Source organism: Dethiobacter alkaliphilus AHT 1 (assembly GCF_000174415.1).
GTDB classification, from domain to species: Bacteria; Bacillota; Dethiobacteria; order Dethiobacterales; family Dethiobacteraceae; genus Dethiobacter; species Dethiobacter alkaliphilus.
In genome coordinates, this window is record NZ_ACJM01000014.1 from 20210 (window position 1) to 40594 (window position 20385).

Sequence of the window (20385 nt, forward strand, 5' to 3'; positions counted from 1 at the left end):
GGAACATTCCGGCCGGTACAATTGGCAAGAAGTGAATATAAATAGCAGGGGGTGATATGTTGTTTAAGAAGATATTGTTGGCCACAGATTTTTCCCAGTGCGCGGAGCAGCTTTGGAATTGTGCCGGTGAACTTCGGGAGTTGGGAGCAAAAGAGTTGGTGGCCGTTCATGTGGCACCGTTGACCGGCGGCCGGTTAAGCGACCATGCCAAGGAAAAACTGGACCAACATCTGGCAGAGCTAAAAGATTTGGGATTCGAGGTCCGTTCGCTGGTGCGCACCGGCCCGGCAGCGCAGGAAATCAGGGATGTGGCGGAGGAAGAAGATGTTGACTTGGTTTTATTGGGTGCCAAAGGGGAAAACCGCATCCGGGAATTTTTCCTGGGCAGCACTGCCCGTGACCTGATACGCATTTGTGACAAACCGGTGCTGGTGGAGAAGTTTAAAATGCTGGAAGATGAACAGGAGTGTGCCGCGGTCTGCACCAGGAAATTCCGGCGGGTTCTGTTGCCACTGGATTTCTCCGAAGATTCGCTGCGCATTTACGAGTTGGTGCGGGATAAGCTTGCTCCCTGGGTTGATGAAGCGGTGCTGGCCCATATTGTGGATCAGGGCAGCAGTAAAAAAGTGGTGGAGAAAATGAAGAATGAAGCCCAGGACCGGCTGGCGGCACTGCGCCTGAATCTGGCTGATGCGGGCGTAGAGACGGAGATTCGTATTCGGACCGGTATTCCGTCCAAATATCTGGCACAAATTGCCGAAGAGGACGCAGTTACTCTGGTGATGATGCCCACCAGGGGAGCGGGAAATGTAACGGAACTGCTCTTGGGCAGTACCGCCGAAAACGTGGCGCGGCACAGTTCGCGTCCGGTGATGTTGTTTCCCGTAAAGAAGTAATGTCCCTTGCCGTGTTGTCATGAATTGCGCGCTGGATATAATTAACGGGAACTATTTTGCCGGAAGTGGGGAGGGACTATATTTTGGAAGTTAAAATTCTTGGGGCCGGGTGTTACAACTGCCAGGCGCTGGAGTCCAATGTGATTAACGCCCTGGCAGAGCTGGATCTGGCCGCCGAGGTGGTTAGGATAACGGAGGCGGGAGAAATAGCCGCCTGCAGCGTTGACGGTGTGCCGGCGCTGATTGTTAACGGCTCTGTAAAGGTCTGTGGCCGTGTGCCGCAGAAGGAAGAAATTAAGGAATGGCTAAGGCAAGAGGACAGGCAAGGCGGTAAAGGAAGTTGAAGATGAACCCGGCTAAGATGTCGGCGGTGATTCTGGCGGGTGGAAAAAGCTCCCGCATGGGGCGGGATAAGCTGTTTTTGCCGCTGGGCGGTAAGCCGTTAATTAGTCATGTGCTGGACACATTGCAGGGCCTTTTTGCCGAGTGTATCCTGGTAACCGACAGGCCCCAGAGTTTCAGTGGCTTTGCCGTTCGTGTCACCGAGGATTTAATCCGCAGGCCGGAAAAAAATTCCCTGGCCGGCATTCATGCCGGGCTCAGCATGGCCTGCCATGACTATGTGCTGGCAGTTGCCGGGGATATGCCTTTTATAAGCAGGGACGTGCTGCTGTATCTTTGTTCCCGGGGCAGTGACGAGGACGTGGTGATTTTCCGGGACGGGCCGCATTTCCAGCCGCTATGTGCCATCTACCACAAAAACTGCCTTCCGCATATTGAAGATATGTTAAACAAAGGACATTATAAAGTAGCTGACTTTTTCCCCTCTGTGCGGGTCCGGGAGGTGGATGTAAGCAGTCTGCAGTCCCTTGACCCCGGGCGCATTTCCTTTTTCAATGTAAATGCGCCGGAAGATTACGAGAAAGCCCGGGCCCTTATTGCCGGCAATGATAATTTAGATGAGGGGGGTAAACGGTGAGTATACCGGTTGTTTCAGTCGTGGGAAAATCCAACAGCGGCAAAACCAGGTTTATTTGCGGCCTGCTGCCGGAGTTAAAGCGGCGTGGCTACAAAGTGGCTACCATCAAACATGATGTTCACGGCTTTGATATCGACAAACCCGGTAAGGATACGTGGAAACACTCCCAGGCCGGAGCGGATACGGTGGTTATTTCCTCCCCTCAGAAAGTGGCCATGATTGAGAAAGTGGTACAAGAGCTTACCATGGACGAAGTAATTGACAAAATCCGTGGTGTGGATATCATAATTTCCGAAGGGTACAAGGGTAACCCCAAGCCAAAAATAGAAATTTTCCGCTCTTCGGTGCACAAAGAGCCGCTGTGCTCGGAAACCGACAATCTGTTGGCCATTGTCAGCGATGTGAGCCCCGATTTGGGTGTGCCGGTTTTTGCCACCGACGATTATATCGCAGTGGTGAATTTAATTGAAAAAAAGTTTTTACAACGTTAACCGACCGCAGCTGCAAGAGCGGTGGAGACAGCAAATTTTGGAAGCAGCCCTGCCAGACAGGGCTGTTTTTCCTTTTTTTTATACCGGTAAGAAATTATAACTCTCAGTCTGCGAAGCTGCTTAGGAAACCGGTATCAAAAGCACGCGTTAATGGAACTGAATATGAAGTGCTTTTTTATGGATATTGATTTTGGATACAGGGAAAATTAAAGTGTGCCGAATTGGGACTAAAGTGTTCCATAGTGTACCAAAACGGGTCAGAATGTCTGGCGCCATCGCCACGCCGGGACAGAATTCTGTTCTAAAAGCGGTTAAATATTGATTTCCAGAGTATGCTAAGAGCAATAAAAATCCCATTTAGTAGTTAATGTTTTCACTATTTGGAAAATGGCACGGTCCTTGCTTCATAGTATTGATACCAACGCCAACAAGAACAAATGGCATTGCTTTTACGCTAATGAAAGCAGAGCTGCCAGCAATGAGGAGGGATTAAAAGCATTAGTTTGTAAGTCTGTGGATTCCCAAACAATGAACTTAAAAAACAAGGAGGAGTAAATTATGACGTATGCTTTTTTTATGCCGACTGTTAACCTGATGGGTGCCGGTTGTGTTAAAGAGGTTGGAGAACGTGCTAAAATTCTGGGTGCCAAAAAGGCTCTTATTGTAACCGACAAAGACCTGAACAAGCTGGGTCTGGCCGACCAGATTGCCGGATACGTAAAAGATGCCGGTATTGAAACCGTGATTTATGACGGTGCCATCCCCAACCCCACCGATACCAACGTTCATGACGGAGAAAAGGTTTATAAAGATGAAAAGTGTGACATGATTATCTCTCTGGGCGGCGGCAGCTCCCATGACTGCGCCAAAGGTATTGGCCTGGTTGTAGGCAACGGCGGCAACATTCGCGACTTCGCCGGTGTAGACAAGTCCACCAAGCCCATGCCCCCCATGATTGCTGTTAACACCACTTCCGGTACAGCTTCTGAAATGACACGTTTCTGCATCATCACCAACACTGATACCAAGGTTAAAATGGCTATCGTTGACTGGAGAGTTACTCCTCAGGTATCTATAAACGACCCGGAAATCATGGCTAAAATGCCTCGCGGCCTCACCGCAGCCACCGGTATGGACGCTCTGACCCATGCTGTGGAAGCTTATGTGTCCACCATTGCCACACCCATCACCGATGCCTGTGCTCTTAAGGCCATTGAGTTGATTTCCAAGTATCTGCGCAGTGCCGTTGCTTACGGTGACAACATGGAAGCGCGTGACGCCATGACTTACGCTCAGCTCCTTGGAGGTATGGCCTTTAACAACGCCAGCCTGGGCTACGTACATGCCATGGCTCACCAGCTGGGCGGCTTCTATGACCTGCCCCACGGTGTCTGCAACGCCATCCTGCTGCCACACGTACAGCGCTTCAACCTGATTGCCAACCCGCAGCGCTTCGTAGATATTGCGGTAGCTATGGGTGAAAACGTAGACGGCCTGTCGGTTCGCGAAGCCGCTGAAAAAGCTTTGACTGCAATTCAGCAGCTTTCCTCTGATATTGCCATTCCTGCCGGTTTAACCGATCTTAACGTTCAGGAGAAAGATTTCGAAGTTATGGCCAAGAATGCCATGCAGGATGCCTGCAGCTTCACAAACCCTGTAACCGCTAAGTTGGAAGACGTAATCGGCATCTTCAAAAACTCCATGTAAGCTAAAGGCTTACCAAATCCAGATGAGGGCCTTGGCCCTTATCTGGATTTTCTTTCACTAAAACAGCGTGCCTTTTCCCAAATTCCCTAAAAGTTATTCTTATCACATTGACAGTCATGGTACGCATCTTGCATAATAATATAGAGAGATTACCATAAACCAATGAGAGACAGGAGGAATTGTTTCATGGGTTCTGTATTGGGTAAAATTTTGAGGGTTAACCTCACAACCGGGGAAGTTAAAAAAGAAGAACTGTCTAACGAACAAGCAAAAGCTTTTATCGGCGGCAGGGGTCTGGGCGGCAAAATGCTGGCGGATGAAATCCCCGTCGGTATCGATGCGCTGTCTGAAGAGAACAAGCTGTTCTTTATCACCGGGCCGTTGAGCGGTACCGCCGCTCCCACCGGCGGCCGTTATATGGTGGTCACCAAGTCTCCGCTAAATGACGTTATCGCATCTTCTAACTCCGGCGGTTTCTGGGGCGCTGAGTTAAAGTTTGCCGGGTATGACATGCTGATTGTGGAAGGTAAAGCAGATGCACCGGTATACATCAGCATTAAGGACGATGTCGTTGAAGTTAAGCCTGCCGACCATGTCTGGGGCAAAAACACCAATGAAACCACCGATATGCTGCTGGAAGAATTTGGCGATGCCAAAGCACGGGTAGCCAACATTGGCACCGCCGGTGAGCAGCTTTCCCGTATTGCCTGTATCATGAATGACCGCTCGCGTGCTGCCGGTCGTTCCGGTGTTGGTGCTGTGATGGGTTCCAAGAACCTGAAAGCCATCGTTGTCCGCGGCAGCGGTAAAGTAGAAGTAGCCGAGCCTGAAAAGTTCAAGGCTACCATAAAAGATGCCATGGCCAAAATTAAAGCCAATGGTGTAACCGGTGAAGGGCTGCCCGCATATGGTACAGCCATCCTGGTTAATATTATCAACGAAGCCGGCATTTTTCCCACCAATAACTTCCAGTATGGAACTTTTGCCCAGGCTGATGAAATTTCCGGTGAGGCTATTGCCGAGAAGTATATGATTAAAAAGGATCCCTGTTTCCGCTGCCCCATCGCCTGCGGCCGTTATTGTGAAGTTGACGGTGAACAAGGTGGCGGCCCGGAATACGAAACAGTTTGGGCTTTTGGCAGTGACTGCGGTGTTGGAGACCTGAAATCAATCATTAAAGCCAACAACGCCTGTAACGAAGTGGGTGTAGACACCATTTCCGCCGGAGCCACCATTGCGGCAGCCATGGAGCTTTACCAGCGCGGCCTGGTAAAAGAAGAAGAGCTGGCCGGTGGCCCCGATCTCAAGTGGGGTAACAGTGAAGCTGTTATCGAATGGGTAAAGCGTATGAGCGACAAAGATGGTTTCGGTGCCAAGCTGGCCATGGGTTCTGCCCGCCTGACCGAATCGTACGGCGCTCCCGAAGTTTCCATGGCGGTTAAGAAGCTTGAACTGCCTGCCTATGACCCCCGTGGTCTGATGGGACATGGTCTGAACTATGCTACTGCAAACCGTGGTGGTTGTCACGTCCGTGGCTACATGGTTTCCCCGGAGATTCTGGGTCTGCCGGAAGCTTTGGACCGTTTCTCCCTGGAAGGAAAAGCTGAATGGGTGAAAATTTTCCAGGACCTCACTGCTGCCATTGACAGCTCTGGTCTCTGCCTGTTTACTTCCTTTGCCCTGGGTGCACAGGACTACGCAGATCTTCTGACCTATGCTACAGGGTTTGAGTATACTGCTGAAAGTGTCCTGGAAGCAGGAGACCGCTGCAATAATGTAGAGCGTCTCTTCAATCTGGCTGAAGGATACACTGCCGCGGATGATACGCTGCCGAAGCGTTTCCTGGAAGATTCTTTGCCTGAAGGTGCTACCAAAGGTAAGGTTTTCCCTCTGGATCAGCTGCTGCCCAAGTATTATGAAGTTCGCGGCTGGGGCGCCGACGGGGTTCCCACCGAAGATAAGAAGAAAGCGCTTGGGCTCTAAGCTTAAAGCCACAGGAGGGCTTTTCCGTTTAGGAAAAGTCCTCTTTTTCCAAACTTATGCCATATCCTCGTTGTTGGCTGCAATGCCAGCATGTGGCGATTGTTTGCCATTCCCGGGTATGGTAATATGTTCTTAAGAGGTGATGATGGTGCAGATTACTGTAAAGCTTTTTGCTACCTTGCGTAATAACCGTTTTAAAGTGGATATCCGGGAGTACCCGGAGGGAACCACGGTGCTGCAGGTGGCGGAAGATTTGGAGATTCCTGAAGAAGAGCTGGCCATCACCATGGTAAACGGTATCCTGTTAGATGTTAAGCATGTGTTGCAGGACGGCGATACCCTAGCTCTTTTCCCGCCGGTGGGGGGCGGTTGATGTGCACCAACTGCAGGGTTTTTTGACCAGTCATGCCCCTGACGGTCTGCTCCCATGGGGAGCGCAGGAAGAGTCGGCAGAACGCTTTGGCCTGACACTGCATCAGGTGGAGGAAGCAGCGCTGGCGGCCGGTATATTGCCAGCACGCTATCAGCGTAACGGCAAAACCCTCTCCGTGGAGCAGCAATACAAGCTTTTTAAAAGCCGGGTGGCTGTGATCGGCTGCGGCGGCCTGGGCGGCTATATTCTTGAGGAATTAGCGCGCCTGGGCGTAGGAGATATTGTGGCGGTGGATTTCGATGTGTTTGAAGAACACAATCTAAACCGCCAGCTTCTTTCCTGCCCCGACGAAATAGGGCGCCTAAAGGTGGATGCAGCAGCAGAGCGCGTGGCAAAAATAAATCCGGCAGTGAAATTCACCGCTTTCAGCGAGGCTTTTGCCACTGAAAACGGGCCTGTTATACTGGAGGGCGTCCAGGTAGCTGTTGATGCTCTGGACAGTGTGGGAGCCCGCCTGACGTTAGCCGATATTTGTAATGAGTTAAAGCTACCGTTTGTACACGGGGCAATATGTGGCTGGTACGGGCAGGTAGCTACCCAATATCCCGGAGATGCCGTTGTTGAAAAATTGTATCGCTCCTGCACTGAGGATAAGGGCATGGAAAAAATATACGGCAACCCTTCGTTTACGCCGGCAGTAATTGCCAGTCTGCAGGTGGCGGAAGTATGTAAGGTTCTGCTTGGCCAGGGTGAGACTTTACGCCGCAGGGTTCTTTATCTTAATTTACTGGACATGGAACTGGAGGAGTTACAGCTATGAGCAGAGTTTGGCAGCGCTTTGTGGCCGGGGAAGCCAGTCCACAAGAAGTTTCTCCCGTGATATACCGCTCCTGGCAGCGCAGCAAACAACGCGAGCTCAGCCATAAACGAGTATATAATGATGAAATATTGCCGGCAGCGCTATTAAATGAACGTTGTCTGGAACACGAAGACCTGGTACGGGCCGGGAAGCCGGTGTTGCCCTATCTGTACCGCTTTTTGGAAGGCTCCAACAATATAGTGATGTTGTGTGATGACCAGGGATATATTCTGGATTCCCTGGGCGACCCTCCCTTTATCAACAAAGCCCAGCAGGTTCACCTGTCCCCCGGCGCCAACTGGAGTGAGGCTGTGCGGGGAACCAACGCCATCGGTACTGTTCTGGTGGAAAAAGTTCCGCTGCAAGTATTGGGTTGGGAACACTATGTGGAGCAAAACCATGTGCTGAATTGCTGGGCCGCACCAATCTGTAATGCCGATGGTGACGTGGTGGGCGTTTTGGACGTTTCCGGTGAAGCGGGGATTGAGCGTGGTATGGAGCGCCTGGCGGAAGTGGTGTTAATGGGCGCCAAACTCATTGAACAGAGCCTTCATCTCACTGAACTGCAGCGTGATTTTCATTTTGCCAGGCAGGGAATTGAGAAAGCCGGTGAAATGATGCGCGATGGCTTTATCGCCATTGACAGTCGCGGCATTATTACCGAAATAAACCGGGAAGGTGCAAAGCTGCTGGGCCGTAAACGGGAAGAGCTGGTGGGGCACCTGGCTGCCGATGTGTTTGATAACCGGCGCTGGTCCTTTAACGGCAAGTCCCTTTATATGCAATCCTCAGAAAGCGATAACCTGACTTCACGTCTGGTTAAGGTAACTGATGAGCAGGGGGCACCCATGGGTGCCATTGGCGTACTTAGCCCCGCCCCCCGGGAAGAAAGAAGTCAGGAAACCATGTGGGTTGGCCGCAGCCAGGCTACGCAAAGCGTGTTCAGCCGGGCAGATAAGGCGGCGCAGACCTCTTCCACCGTATTAATACAGGGGGAAAGCGGTACGGGCAAAGAGATTGTGGCTCGCTATCTCCATCAGCAAAGCCCGCGGCATAATAAGCCCTTTGTGGCCATAAACTGTGCGGCCATTCCCGCCACTCTTATTGAAAGTGAATTATTTGGTTATGCCGACGGTGCATTTACCGGCGCCAAAAAGGGCGGCGCCCCCGGGAAGTTCGAAGTGGCCCAGGGGGGAACGGTATTCCTGGATGAGATAGGTGATATGCCCTCCAATGTACAGGCCTCGCTTTTGCGGGTGCTGCAGGAGCGGGAAGTGGTACGCATCGGAGACAGTCGGCCCCGTCCGGTAGATGTGCGGGTTGTGGCGGCTACCAACCGCGACCTGTCCACCAGGATTGAGCAGGGGGATTTTCGCCTGGATTTATACTATCGCCTTAAAGTGGTGACCATTGATGTGCCGCCGCTGAGCCGGAGGCTCGATGATATCTACGACCTTGTTCCCTATTTTGTTAAAAAAATATGCCGGGCCTCCGGCAGGGAACCAATGGGGGTCACCGATGAAGTTTATGAGGCATTGCTTAATTACCACTGGCCCGGCAATATCCGGGAGTTGGAAAACTGTATGGAGAGCATGGTGGCCATGGCGGAGCATTCATATCTGACCACCGATGACCTGCCTGCTGAAATTGCCAAAAACGTCAGCGCAGTCTCCTGCGGTGAAACACTGTTGGAGCAGCAGACCAAAAAAGCCATTATGCAGGCTTTGGCCGAAACTAACGGTAAAATTGCCCCTGCTGCCAGACTGCTGGGAATCGGCAGAACCACACTGTATCGGAAAATCGAGGAACTGGGCATTAAGTCCTGAAGAACGGAGGAAAAAAGATGGCCACATTGCTGGATCCATTGGGCAGGAAGCTGGAATATTTGCGGGTTTCAGTGGTGGACAGCTGCAATTTGCGTTGTTTTTATTGTTCTCCCGGAGAATCCTGCAAACCGCGCAGTTTACGCGGGCAGTTGAGCCGTGAGCATATTGTGCGGGCTGTAACCGCTGCAGCCAAGGCGGGTATTAAAAAAGTCCGGCTTACCGGGGGAGAGCCGCTGGTTCGCAGGGATATTGTAGGACTGGTACACGATATTGCCCAAATAGAAGGTATCGAAGACTTAAGCCTGACCACCAACGGAACCCTGCTTAAGGACCTGGCTGAGCCCTTGGCTGCGGCCGGCCTGAAACGGGTCAACATTTCTCTGGATTCGCTGGATGGCCATAACTTTGAACAGATAACCTGCGGCGGGCAGCTGCAGGCCACGCTGGATGGAATTGACGCCGCCTTTGATGCCGGACTTACACCGGTGAAAATTAACATGGTGGTTATGAAAGACTTAAACCACCATGAGGTGGAAAATTTTGCGAAATTAACACTGGACAGGGATATTCATGTTCGGTTTATTGAGTATATGCCCATGCTAGGCCAGGATGATGTCTGGAGGAGGCACTATTTGCCTTCGTCGGAAATCATGGAGCTGTGCAATGGTGTGCTGCCAATGGAAGCGGTTCCCGAAGAGGATCTTAACGGCCCGGCAAGAAATTTCCGTTTTCCGGATGCTGTGGGGCTATTGGGCTTCATTACACCGGTTAGCCAGCATTTTTGTGCCAACTGCAACCGTTTGCGACTCACCAGCGACGGCAAGCTGAAACCCTGCCTGTTTTCCGCAAACGAAATTGATTTGCAGCCCGCCCTGGCAGCAAATGCAGATTTGGGCCCTTATTACCAAAGCGCAGCGCAGAACAAGCCTGCCAACTCCGATGTCAGTCCGGCGTCCCAGGGATCTGCCTGTGGGCCGCAGGGCATGGTAGAGATTGGCGGATAACAGGAGGATGGATATGGCAAAGATTGCAGCCGTCTCGGTCAGTGAAAAAAAAGGTATGCGTAAAACCAATGTGGATGAAGTATTTCTGGCAGTGGAGCATGGAATAAAAGGAGATGCCCATGCCGGAGACTGGCACCGCCAGGTTAGCCTGCTGGCTAAAGAAAGCATTGAAAAAATGCAGAAAATGGGCCTGGATGTCAAAGCCGGCGATTTTGCCGAGAACCTGACCACCGAGGGAATAGAGCTGACAGCCCTTCCGGTGGGAACCAGGCTAAACATCGGGGAAGACGTCTTGGTGGAGGTCACCCAGATCGGCAAAGTGTGTCATGACCGCTGCGCAATTTATTATCAGGCGGGAGACTGCGTCATGCCCAGAGAAGGAATCTTTGTCCGCGTGCTGGCAGGAGGCCGTGTGTCACCGGGAGACGCTATACAGGTCTTGGAGCAACAACAATAAAGAGCAAGCCGATAAGCCGCCCTTCCGGGCGGTTTTTTGCGCCATCTTGGGCTCAGATCCTGAAATTGAAAGGGTATTGAATTGCAGGAATTAGCACAAATGTGGCGAAACTATGTCTGGTAAGGATAATTAGTGGCAAAAGACTGCTCTTTTGTTACAAATGTACCGGCTGGTTTCAGATAAAATTTCAAGGACAGGGGACTGTGACTGCAATGAACAGGGCGACATGGGTTTTATCTTTTTGTGCAATGTTGAGTATTCTTCTGCTGACAGGTTGTGGGAGCGAGGAGACTGTGGCCACGGAAAATCCCGAATCTTTGCCCAGGCAAACGGTGGATTCGTCGGCATTTTCTTCGGCAGGACAGTGCCAGTACTGTCATATCGAAATTTATCAGCAGTGGCAGGGCTCGGCCCATGCCCGGTCTTTTATAAATCCGCTTTATAGGCAACAGTTAGCCAGGGTAAGCAATGAATCGCAGGGAGCTGCCGATGAATTCTGCGTCAGCTGCCATGCCCCAATAGGTTGGCTGACAGAGCAAATTCCGCCCATTGACGGTGAAGGAACAGATGCGGTAGCCCAGCAGGGAGTCAGCTGCGATTTATGCCATGCCATAACCGAGGTTCCCCAGGTGGGAAATGCCGGTTTCCGTGTTTCCCCGGGGAAGGTTAAGTATGGCCCCTTTGACGATGCTCTGCAGTCGGCCATGCATGAAAGCGAATATAAGAGAATCTATTCTCAGGCTGAATATTGTGGCGCCTGCCATGAGATAATACATCCGGAAAACGGCCTGGTGTTATCATCAACGTACAGCGAATGGAAAGCCGGTCCATATGGCTCCCGCCGGATTCAGTGTCAGGACTGCCACATGACCCCGGGGCCGGGAGTAGAGAAGCCAAATCCGGGAGTGGCGGCCACCGGCGCCCCCAAGGTGCGGGACCATATTTCCACCCACTATATGCCGGGAACCAATGTGTTTGGCTCTAAACAGGCCGGCTTTGAAGATCATGCCGCCCTGGCCGAAGAAACTCTGCAGTCTGCGGCGGTGATTTTTTTAGGCTTGCCCGACGGTCTTACACCTTATCAGCCGGCGCGAGTCAACATTCGCATCCGTAACGACGGAGCCGGTCATTATTTGCCCACCGGCCTGTCTGTGTTTAATGATATGTGGGTGGAGATGGTGGTCACCGATGAGCAGGGAAGCGTTGTTTTTCAAAGTGGAGTTACCGGCAGTGACGGAACCATTCCCGAGGACAGTATCGTTTTTGGGACAACGTTTGCCGATGCGGCTGGCAACGAAACCGATAATCTCTGGGAGGCGGCCCGGGTGCTAAGCGATAACCGGATCCCTCCTCAGAAGTATGTAGATGAATTCATTGAGATTCCCGGCCTGTCACGCCCGGGTACCGTGGACATCAAGGTGCGACTGTTATACCGCAACATAACACCGCAGGGAGCCAAAGAGCTGGGAATCGACATAGCCGATATTCCTGTAACGGAGATGGCTTCAGCCGGCGGCAAGATTCAAGTCCGATAATTTGTATCCAGCAAGCATGCGTGCCTAGAGGCACGCATGCTTGTGCTTTCTTATGCTGGAAATTATAACGCTTCGCAGTTTGCGAAGCTGCTAAGGTAACCAGCATTGAAACGCACGCGTCGAGGGAACTGAATAAGCGTACCTTTCTTAAAGAAACCTTAAAGAAATTTATTGTAGCTGTATGAAATCTTGTCGCTTCAGTTAATATATGTTACAATGACTTGACGGGAGATTTTGGGCCTTTAGAGAGGGGGCAATTTAACTTGAATAGATTTGTCAGGCAGGCGACTTTTTACCTGCTGATTCTATTAATCGCGGTAGTAATTATTCAGTATCTCAGTGCAGCACCTGAGGGACCTGAGGAGCTGACCTATACACGTTTTATTGAACTGGTAGAGGCTGAACAGGTTGAAAGGGTAGAGATAGAAGGCAGAGAAATTACCGGAGAGTTGCGCGATGGGACCGAGTTTCAGTCCTTTAACCTAGAAGGAGATCAGCTCTTTGAGCGTTTGGAAGGCAAGGGGATTGAGGTGACCGGGAGAGCTCCGGCTGAGCCGGCTTGGTGGGCCAGTCTGGCCACTTTCATGATTCCACTGGTTATCATCATGGTGATCTTTTTTCTCTTTATGCAGCAAAGCCAGGGCGGCGGCAACCGGGTAATGAACTTCGGTAAGTCCAAGGCCCGCTTGCATGACGGCTCCCGGAAAAGCGTTACCTTTAACGATGTAGCCGGAGCAGATGAGGAAAAAGCCGAGCTTGTGGAAATAGTAGAGTTTCTTAAAGAGCCGCGGAAGTTTATTGAGTTGGGTGCAAGAATACCTAAAGGTGTACTGCTTGTGGGCCCTCCGGGCACCGGTAAGACTCTTATTGCCCGGGCTGTGGCCGGTGAGGCCGGGGTACCGTTTTTCAGTATTTCCGGTTCCGACTTTGTGGAAATGTTTGTGGGTGTGGGTGCTTCCCGTGTGCGTGACCTGTTTGAAAACGCCAAGAAAAGTGCACCTTGCATTATCTTTATTGATGAGATTGACGCCGTGGGCCGTCAGCGTGGTGCCGGGCTTGGCGGTGGCCATGATGAGCGGGAACAAACTCTAAACCAATTGCTGGTGGAGATGGACGGCTTTGATGCCAACGAAGGAATTATCATTATTGCCGCTACAAACCGTCCCGATATTCTGGACCCGGCGCTTTTGAGGCCGGGACGTTTTGACCGTCAGGTTACGGTGACGCTTCCTGATGTGCGGGGCAGGGAAGAGATTCTCGGTGTTCATGCACGCAACAAGCCGCTGCAGCCCGATGTTGATTTGAGCGTGATTGCCCGGCGTTCGCCCGGTTTTAGCGGAGCGGACCTGGAAAACGTAATTAACGAAGGGGCTCTTTTGGCCGGCCGCCGCAGTAAAAAACTGATTAGCATGTCGGAGCTGGAAGAAGCTATTGAGAGGGTTGTGGCCGGTACGGAGAAAAAAAGCCGGGTCATCAGCGATTTTGAGAAAAAAATCGTGGCTTATCATGAAGCGGGCCATGCGTTGGTAGGTTATATTCTCCCCAATACGGATCCGGTGCACAAAGTGTCTATTATTCCCCGGGGACGCTCCGGCGGCTATACACTGATGCTCCCGGAACAGGACCGCTACTATATGACTAAGTCAGAGTTGGTCTCCCGCATCACCACTTTGCTGGGAGGACGGGTGGCGGAAAAGATTGTGCTGGATGAGATTTCCACCGGAGCACAAAACGATTTGGAGCGAGCCACTTCCATTGTGAGGCAGATGATTATGGAGTACGGCATGAGCGATGAGCTTGGCCCCATAACATTAGGCCGTCGGCAGCAGGAACAGGTGTTTTTGGGACGGGATTTGACCCGGGATCGTGACTTTTCTGAAGATATTGCCCGTGCCATCGATATGGAAATTCGCGCCACCATTGATGCCAGCTATAAACACGCGGAAGAAATAATCACTAATAACCGGGATAAGCTAAACCGTATTGCTGAAGCTTTGATGGATCAGGAAACACTGGATGCTGTGGAAATTGCCGCCCTTATAGAGGGTAAGGACTTGTCAGAGGTTAAAAGCAAACGGCAGGCTGAGCAGGCTGATGCTGAAAATGCAGGTCAGGACACTGTCCAGTCCCAGCCCGGACGGTCGGTAACGGCAAAGAGTGATTCCGTTTCCGTGATGATCAATGAAAAGAAAATAGATTCTGAAACAAATAAGTCTGAGTAAATAAATACCTGCCTATTCCGGCAGGTATTTTTATGTGGAAAAACATAACCCGTTTTAACCGGGGCACAATATACAGGTAAGCATCCTGAGAAGATTGTAGAACATTGGCACTTGGACAACATGCGAAAAAATTCAGAAATTAAGCAGGAGAATCTTGGGGTGCGTAGAAATTAATTGAAAGGTATCAAAAAAACAGAATTCTATATGGGAGGGAATAATTAATGGTACTTGACCCCACCAAGCACGCGGACTGGGAAATCGCCGAAGAGGCAGAGTCGAGAATGAAAACGGTCTATCAACTTCGGGACGAGCTGGGGCTGGAGGAGAAGGAACTCCTGCCTTATGGCCATTACGTAGCAAAGGTTGACTTTGCTAAAGTTTTAGATCGTTTAAAGGATCGTCCTGATGGCAAATACATAGATGTGACCGCCATCACCCCGACTCCCCTGGGTGAAGGGAAGTCTACTTCCACCATGGGCCTGACACAGGGTCTGGGTAAGCGTGGTAAGAACGTTATCGCCACCATCCGGCAGCCATCCGGCGGCCCCACAATGAACGTTAAGGGTTCTGCAGCAGGCGGCGGCCTGTCACAGTGCATTCCCCTGACTCCGTTCTCCCTGGGCCTGACCGGTGACATCAACGCCATCATGAATGCTCATAACCTGGGTATGGTTGCGTTGACATCCCGTCTGCAGCACGAGTTTAACTCCACTGATGCTTTTCTGGAAAGAGGCAACCTGAAGCGCTTAAACATTGATCCCCGCAACGTAGAAATGAAGTGGATCATTGACTTCTGCGCCCAGGCTCTGCGCAACATCATCATCGGCCTCGGCGGACGTCGCGACGGCTTTATGATGAGCTCCGGTTTTGCCATTGCCGTATCCTCTGAAGTTATGGCGATTCTTTCCGTTGCCAAAGACTTAAAAGATATGCGCGAGCGCATGGGCAAAATTGTTGTAGCCTACGACAAGAGGGGTAACCCGGTTACCACCGGTGACCTGGAAGTTGACGGCGCCATGACTGCCTGGATGGTAGAAGCGCTGAACCCGAACCTGATGCAAACTCTGGAAGGACAACCTACCTTCGTTCATGCCGGTCCCTTCGCCAACATTGCCATCGGTCAGTCCTCCATTATCGCTGACCGCGTAGCATTGAAGCTGGGTGACTATGTTGTGACCGAGTCCGGTTTCGCCGCCGACATCGGCTTCGAGAAGTTCTGGAACCTGAAGTGCCGCATGTCCGGCCTGACCCCGAACTGCGCCGTTGTTGTGGCAACCATCCGTGCTCTGAAAGCCCACGGTGGTGCTCCGCTACCCATGCCCGGCCAGCCTCTTGATCCGGCCTACAGCAAAGAGCATGTTGAGTGGGTGGAAAAAGGTTGTGAAAACCTCATTCATCACATTAACACCGTTAAGAAAGCGGGTATCAACCCCGTTGTTTGCATTAACGCATTCCATACCGATACCGACAACGAAATTAAAGCCGTTCGTCGTCTGGCTGAAGATGCCGGTGCCCGTGTTGCTCTTTCCAAGCACTGGCAGTATGGCGGAGAAGGCGCCCTGGAGTTTGCCGACGCCGTTATCGAAGCCTGCAACGAGCCTAACGACTTTAAGTACCTCTATGAGCTGGAAACTCCGCTGCGTGAGCGCATTGAGCTCATCGCCAAGGAAGTTTACGGTGCTGACGGCGTAGAGTATACTCCGGAAGCTATGGAGAAGGCTGTGCGTATGGAAAAAGATCCCGAAATCCAGAAGCTGGGTACCTGCATGGTTAAGACCCATCTGTCCCTCACCGACAATCCCATGCTAAAAGGCGTTCCCGGTGGCTGGAAGCTGCGCATCCGCGACATCCTGACCTATCAGGGCGCAGGCTTTGTGGTCCCCGTGGCCGGTGCCATCTCTCTGATGCCCGGTACTGCTGCTAACCCGGCATACCGCCGCATTGATGTGGACACCGAAACCGGTAAAGTAGAAGGTTTATTCTAAAAAAATAAAACCGAAGATAAGCGGTTTTAACTACTTTGAATGTCCCGGGCCCGTTTACGGGCCCGGACAACTTTGCAGAGTAGGTGGCATGCGTTAAGTGCTAAGGGATGGGAAGTTGCCCTTAGACGAAAGGTTTATCCTGCGATATGTCACCGCATCCACTGCCGCACTCACAGAGTAGAGGCCTCTTTTCTCTCAGGTGTGGCGACTCTGCCATCCTAAGAGAAGAGAGGTTTTTTTATACCGGCAGGAAATTAACAGCATTACCCCGGTAGGAGGACTGTAAATGGAAGTTGAACTGATGCAAATTGAAAATCTGGCTCAGGCCAAAGAAGCCATTGCCAGTGTAGGTGCCAGCCCGGTAAGTGTGAACATTATGGCGCCCAAAGCGGTGTTCCGTGTAATTAAAGTGACGGGGGTTTCTGCCACCGCCGCCAACATTCTCAAGCAGGAGATGTTATCCAAAGGCGGGGATGCGGCGGTCCACGCCGGTGTGGTAAACTGCCGCCAGAGTAAAAGTGATGTGATTCTGATGGGGACCGTAAAACAGTACCGGCAGGTCATTAAAAGCCTGCACATCCAGCCGGTGGGCCTGCCAAAGCTGGCGGACAAACTAAAAAAACTGCTGAACGAAGGCTAGTTTTGTTGACAAAGGCTCATACAATCCTTACAATGAAAAATGGGACAGGGGGACAGGTTCCTTGTCCCACATTTCTGTTTTATATGGTTACCTGCGTTTAAAAAAATGGGACAGTTGACCTGTCCCCTTGTCCCGGAGGGAAAATGAAAGAGACGTTATTGGCGATTTTAAAAGAACACTCCGGTGCGTATGTGTCCGGTGAGGAGTTAAGTAACAGGATGCAAGTCAGCCGGACTGCGGTGTGGAAGCATATTGGCGGTCTGCGCGAGGAAGGCTACGAAATAGAGTCTGCTCCACGGCTGGGTTACCGCCTGGTGGCGGTGCCCGATTTGCTATTGCCGCTGGAGATACAGGATGGCCTGAAAACTGCAGTGATGGGCAAGAAAGTCTATCATTACCGTGAAGTTGATTCCACCAACCGGGCGGCCCGGGAGTTGGCCAGGGCGGGAGAAGCGGAAGGCACCGTGGTGTTGGCGGAGGCGCAGTCTGCCGGACGCGGCAGGCTGGGACGGGCCTGGAATTCGCCCTGCGGCGGGATTTGGCTGTCTCTGATTCTTCGCCCCAAACTTCCGCCGTATAAAGCGCAACTGTTAACGTTGATGGCTGCAGTAGCCGCCACCGAGGCCACAGCAGCAGTTTCAGCGGTCACGCCGGGGATTAAATGGCCAAACGACTTAATGATAAACGGTAAGAAGCTTGCCGGGATTCTTACGGAAGTATCTGCGGAAATGGAGCAGTTGAACTATATCGTGCTGGGTTTGGGGATCAATGCCAATATACCGGCAGATTGGTTTGCCGGTGAACTGGAGCAGATTGCCACATCTATAATGGCCCAATCAGGTGAAGCCGTTAGCAGGGTCGCCTGGGTTCAGGCATTTTTGCGCAATATGGAGCAGGAATATATGCAGGCGGAACAAATTGGTTTTGAAGATGTACTAAAGCGCTGGCGCCGCTATTCGGTCACCTTGGGTAAAGGGGTGGATGTGCAGTTGGCGGATCACCGGGAGTCCGGTACAGCGGTGGATATCGACGAGCAGGGAGCCCTTCTGGTCCGGACGGAATCGGGAGTGAAAACTTTTTGGGCCGGTGATGTTTCCCTGCGGCCTGATGACGGCAAATAGGAGGTTTAACGCATGCTTCTGGCAGTGGATGTAGGCAATACTAACATAGTACTGGGAGTATATCAGGGCAGGGATTTGAAAGTATCCTGGCGGGTCTCAACAAACCGGTTGCAGACCGGGGACGAATACGGGGTAATTTTAAAAAATCTCTTTGTGCAGGCGGGAGTGGATGACCGGGATCTTACCGGAATGATTGTTTCTTCCGTGGTGCCTCCACTGATGTTTTCTCTGCAGGAAATGGCTAATCGTTATTTTGGCCTTGAACCGCTGGTTGTGGGGCCCGGAATGAAAACAGGCCTTAACATCTCGGTGGAAAACCCCAGGGAAGTAGGCGCGGATCGCATTGTAAACGCTGTGGCAGCCATTGAGCTGTACGGTGCGCCGCTAATCATCGTAGATTTTGGTACAGCCACCACCTTTGACGCCATCTCTGAGCAAGGCCATTACCTGGGTGGAGCCATTGCGCCGGGAATCAGCATCTCCACTGAAGCACTCTTTCAACGTGCGGCAAAACTGCCTCGGGTAGAATTGGCTGTGCCCAAGCGGGTTATCGGCCGCGATACCATAACCAGTATGCAGTCCGGTATTATTTACGGCTTTGTAGGACAGGTGGACGGAATAGTACGCAAAATGATTCCGGAATTTCCCACCCGGCCCAAGGTTATTGCCACCGGCGGCCTGGCGGAACTCATCGCCCGGGAATCTGAAGCATTGGAAATTATTAACCCGCTGCTTACCCTGGAGGGGCTGCGTATTATCCATGAACGCAACCGGCAGTAAAATTTTCCAGCCAAAAAGAGGATATTTAACAATAATGTCGAATACGTAGCAGTAAACGGGACAGGGGGATTTTTATGCCCTATAAAATCTGTACGTACTGCGGAAAAGCCTCATACTCTGCTGCGGAATCTCCGTCGGTTAAGTGGCTTTGCCCTTACTGTGACAAAGATATTTCACATGTGGAAGGGCTCACATCCCTGCCGCAAAAAGAAGATAGTGAAGGGCACGAACAATAGGACCTGGCGGGTCCTATTTCCGTGTTAGATAATAAATGACAGGATGTGGATTTGTTGGCAGCTAAGTTCCGGGTAATTATAACTGTGGTTGTATTACTGTTTTATACCGGTACAGCCATGGCGGAACCGGTGGTGCAATCCACCGCCGCCATTTTGATAAATAGCAGAACCGGAGAAGTGCTCTGGGAAAAGAATTCTCATCAGCAAATGTTTCCGGCCAGCATCACTAAAATCCTTACCACCATTTTGCTTTTGGAAAACGCTGCAGAAGATGAGGTGGCGGTGGCCAGTGAATTGGCGGAAAAAACCCGTGGATCTTCTCTGTATCTGCGCCGGGGTCAGGAACTTACCGTGGAGGATTTGTTGTATGCTCTGATGCTGCGGTCGGCCAACGATGGTTCTGTGGTGGCGGCGGAACTGGTGTCCGGCAGTGTGGATAGTTTCGCCCAATTGATGAACCAGAAGGCCAGGCAGGCCGGAGCTATAAACAGTACTTTTACCAACCCCCACGGTCTTCCCGATGAGAACCACCTGACAACCGCCTATGATATGGCCATGATCACCCGCTATGCAATGCAAAATCAGCGTTTTCGTGATTTGGCGGCGACGCAGCGTCACACCATCGTCTGGCCGGAAGGCGAGGATTCGTACCTGATTAACCGCATCCCCCTGCTTTCAACCTATGAGGGCATGCTGGGTATTAAGACCGGCTACACCACGCCGGCGGGGCGCACCTTTGTGGGTGCTGCACAACGGGATGGCCTGGAGCTGATAACAGTGGTTCTGCAGGCCAGCGGCAATGAACTGTGGGATGACACGGTGGCCCTTTTGGATTATGGTTTTGACAATTTCACCATGGTACAGCCTGTTGTGCAGGGTGATATAATGCATACCACGGAAGTTCGTTTTGGTGATGCGGTAAGCTTACAGGCAGCCGATAGTTTTGAGTTAACCCGGCCCGTTAATAACAAAGAGGTTGATATGGAGATAAAAGTCGCTGAGGTACAGGCACCGGTGAACAAAGGTGACCACATCGGTGAGGTGGTAATTGTTGCCGATGGGCAAGAGGTGGGCACAATTTCGCTTTTGGCTGCTGATTCTGTGCAGAGAGCCCTTTTGACCACGCCCCGCTTTTGGCTGTTGTCCAGTTCACTGGCCGTTGTCATGCTTTTGGTGCGTAAAGCAATCAGGCGGCGTAGAACCAAAAAAAGCGGTTTAAAAGAAGGTTATCGGAGATATAAAAAAGAAAAGTTAGATTATAGGTTATTTTAGAGAGAAGGGGAGGATAATT

The 20385-nt window shown here is 51.5% G+C and carries 19 protein-coding genes and 1 riboswitch; all 19 genes read left to right on the forward strand.

Annotated features, from left to right (window positions below):
• The first annotated feature begins 56 nt into the window (after nt 1-56).
• Nucleotides 57-896 carry a universal stress protein gene (locus DEALDRAFT_RS12180; protein ID WP_008517885.1) on the forward strand — a complete coding sequence of 280 codons (840 nt, stop codon included), beginning with the start codon at nt 57-59 and terminating at the stop codon, nt 894-896.
• 83 nt (nt 897-979) lie between these two features.
• A complete protein-coding gene (locus DEALDRAFT_RS12185; protein WP_008517887.1) occupies nt 980-1240 on the forward strand; it encodes a thioredoxin family protein in 261 nt (86 codons plus the stop codon).
• Nucleotides 1241-1242: 2 nt separating this feature from the next.
• Nucleotides 1243-1875, forward strand: a complete 633-nt coding sequence (gene mobA / locus DEALDRAFT_RS12190) for a molybdenum cofactor guanylyltransferase (protein ID WP_008517889.1) — start codon at nt 1243-1245, stop codon at nt 1873-1875.
• Entirely contained in the window at nt 1872-2366 is a 495-nt protein-coding gene (gene mobB, locus DEALDRAFT_RS12195) for a molybdopterin-guanine dinucleotide biosynthesis protein B (RefSeq protein ID WP_008517891.1), read from the forward strand. Before mobA ends, mobB begins: the two co-directional genes overlap by 4 nt.
• A 558-nt stretch (nt 2367-2924) precedes the next feature.
• Nucleotides 2925-4073: an iron-containing alcohol dehydrogenase gene (locus tag DEALDRAFT_RS12200; protein ID WP_008517893.1), complete on the forward strand. Its 1149-nt coding sequence runs from the start codon at nt 2925-2927 to the stop codon at nt 4071-4073.
• A 186-nt stretch (nt 4074-4259) separates the two neighbouring features.
• Complete coding sequence (locus tag DEALDRAFT_RS12205; RefSeq protein ID WP_008517895.1) at nt 4260-6056, forward strand: aldehyde ferredoxin oxidoreductase family protein; 1797 nt, start codon at nt 4260-4262, stop codon at nt 6054-6056.
• 142 nt (nt 6057-6198) lie between these two features.
• Complete coding sequence (locus DEALDRAFT_RS12210; protein WP_318026063.1) at nt 6199-6429, forward strand: MoaD/ThiS family protein; 231 nt, start codon at nt 6199-6201, stop codon at nt 6427-6429.
• Nucleotide 6430: 1 nt separating this feature from the next.
• Nucleotides 6431-7249 (forward strand): HesA/MoeB/ThiF family protein, encoded by an 819-nt coding sequence (locus DEALDRAFT_RS12215; RefSeq protein WP_008517898.1) that lies wholly within the window; start codon nt 6431-6433, stop codon nt 7247-7249.
• On the forward strand, nt 7246-9114 hold the full coding sequence (locus DEALDRAFT_RS12220) for a sigma-54-dependent Fis family transcriptional regulator (RefSeq protein ID WP_008517901.1): 1869 nt from the start codon (nt 7246-7248) through the stop codon (nt 9112-9114). Before DEALDRAFT_RS12215 ends, DEALDRAFT_RS12220 begins: the two co-directional genes overlap by 4 nt.
• A gap of 17 nt (nt 9115-9131) precedes the next feature.
• Nucleotides 9132-10118, forward strand: a complete 987-nt coding sequence (moaA, locus tag DEALDRAFT_RS12225; protein ID WP_008517903.1) for a GTP 3',8-cyclase MoaA — start codon at nt 9132-9134, stop codon at nt 10116-10118.
• A gap of 13 nt (nt 10119-10131) precedes the next feature.
• On the forward strand, nt 10132-10575 hold the full coding sequence (locus tag DEALDRAFT_RS12230; RefSeq protein ID WP_008517906.1) for an MOSC domain-containing protein: 444 nt from the start codon (nt 10132-10134) through the stop codon (nt 10573-10575).
• Between the two features lie 293 nt (nt 10576-10868).
• Entirely contained in the window at nt 10869-12110 is a 1242-nt protein-coding gene (locus DEALDRAFT_RS12235) for a multiheme c-type cytochrome (RefSeq protein WP_008517907.1), read from the forward strand.
• 263 nt (nt 12111-12373) lie between these two features.
• Nucleotides 12374-14332, forward strand: a complete 1959-nt coding sequence (ftsH, locus tag DEALDRAFT_RS12240) for an ATP-dependent zinc metalloprotease FtsH (RefSeq protein ID WP_008517910.1) — start codon at nt 12374-12376, stop codon at nt 14330-14332.
• A gap of 221 nt (nt 14333-14553) precedes the next feature.
• Nucleotides 14554-16317, forward strand: coding sequence for a formate--tetrahydrofolate ligase (locus tag DEALDRAFT_RS12245; protein ID WP_008517913.1), 1764 nt, complete (start codon nt 14554-14556; stop codon nt 16315-16317).
• Between the two features lie 73 nt (nt 16318-16390).
• Nucleotides 16391-16483: riboswitch (THF riboswitch) on the forward strand.
• A 120-nt stretch (nt 16484-16603) separates the two neighbouring features.
• Nucleotides 16604-16957 carry a hypothetical protein gene (locus tag DEALDRAFT_RS12250; protein ID WP_008517915.1) on the forward strand — a complete coding sequence of 118 codons (354 nt, stop codon included), beginning with the start codon at nt 16604-16606 and terminating at the stop codon, nt 16955-16957.
• Nucleotides 16958-17100: 143 nt separating this feature from the next.
• The gene (locus DEALDRAFT_RS12255) at nt 17101-18078 is read left to right on the forward strand and encodes a biotin--[acetyl-CoA-carboxylase] ligase (RefSeq protein WP_008517917.1); all 978 of its coding nucleotides are present in this window, start codon (nt 17101-17103) and stop codon (nt 18076-18078) included.
• A 12-nt stretch (nt 18079-18090) separates the two neighbouring features.
• Nucleotides 18091-18858 carry a type III pantothenate kinase gene (locus DEALDRAFT_RS12260; RefSeq protein WP_008517919.1) on the forward strand — a complete coding sequence of 256 codons (768 nt, stop codon included), beginning with the start codon at nt 18091-18093 and terminating at the stop codon, nt 18856-18858.
• Nucleotides 18859-18932: 74 nt separating this feature from the next.
• Nucleotides 18933-19094 carry a hypothetical protein gene (locus DEALDRAFT_RS16935; protein WP_008517922.1) on the forward strand — a complete coding sequence of 54 codons (162 nt, stop codon included), beginning with the start codon at nt 18933-18935 and terminating at the stop codon, nt 19092-19094.
• Between the two features lie 54 nt (nt 19095-19148).
• Complete coding sequence (locus DEALDRAFT_RS12265) at nt 19149-20366, forward strand: D-alanyl-D-alanine carboxypeptidase family protein (protein ID WP_040379024.1); 1218 nt, start codon at nt 19149-19151, stop codon at nt 20364-20366.
• Nucleotides 20367-20385: the final 19 nt, after the last annotated feature.

What these genes read in the sequence shown, in the direction of transcription:
- DEALDRAFT_RS12245 (WP_008517913.1), top strand. Translation starts at nt 14,554, where the DNA reads ATGGTACTTGACCCCACCAAGCACGCGGACTGGGAAATCGCCGAAGAG.
- mobA (WP_008517889.1), top strand. Translation starts at nt 1,243, where the DNA reads ATGAACCCGGCTAAGATGTCGGCGGTGATTCTGGCGGGTGGAAAAAGC.
- DEALDRAFT_RS12180 (WP_008517885.1), top strand. Translation starts at nt 57, where the DNA reads ATGTTGTTTAAGAAGATATTGTTGGCCACAGATTTTTCCCAGTGCGCG.
- DEALDRAFT_RS16935 (WP_008517922.1), top strand. Translation starts at nt 18,933, where the DNA reads ATGCCCTATAAAATCTGTACGTACTGCGGAAAAGCCTCATACTCTGCT.
- DEALDRAFT_RS12260 (WP_008517919.1), top strand. Translation starts at nt 18,091, where the DNA reads ATGCTTCTGGCAGTGGATGTAGGCAATACTAACATAGTACTGGGAGTA.
- DEALDRAFT_RS12250 (WP_008517915.1), top strand. Translation starts at nt 16,604, where the DNA reads ATGGAAGTTGAACTGATGCAAATTGAAAATCTGGCTCAGGCCAAAGAA.
- DEALDRAFT_RS12230 (WP_008517906.1), top strand. Translation starts at nt 10,132, where the DNA reads ATGGCAAAGATTGCAGCCGTCTCGGTCAGTGAAAAAAAAGGTATGCGT.
- DEALDRAFT_RS12205 (WP_008517895.1), top strand. Translation starts at nt 4,260, where the DNA reads ATGGGTTCTGTATTGGGTAAAATTTTGAGGGTTAACCTCACAACCGGG.
- DEALDRAFT_RS12210 (WP_318026063.1), top strand. Translation starts at nt 6,199, where the DNA reads ATGATGGTGCAGATTACTGTAAAGCTTTTTGCTACCTTGCGTAATAAC.
- DEALDRAFT_RS12220 (WP_008517901.1), top strand. Translation starts at nt 7,246, where the DNA reads ATGAGCAGAGTTTGGCAGCGCTTTGTGGCCGGGGAAGCCAGTCCACAA.
- moaA (WP_008517903.1), top strand. Translation starts at nt 9,132, where the DNA reads ATGGCCACATTGCTGGATCCATTGGGCAGGAAGCTGGAATATTTGCGG.
- DEALDRAFT_RS12255 (WP_008517917.1), top strand. Translation starts at nt 17,101, where the DNA reads ATGAAAGAGACGTTATTGGCGATTTTAAAAGAACACTCCGGTGCGTAT.
- DEALDRAFT_RS12200 (WP_008517893.1), top strand. Translation starts at nt 2,925, where the DNA reads ATGACGTATGCTTTTTTTATGCCGACTGTTAACCTGATGGGTGCCGGT.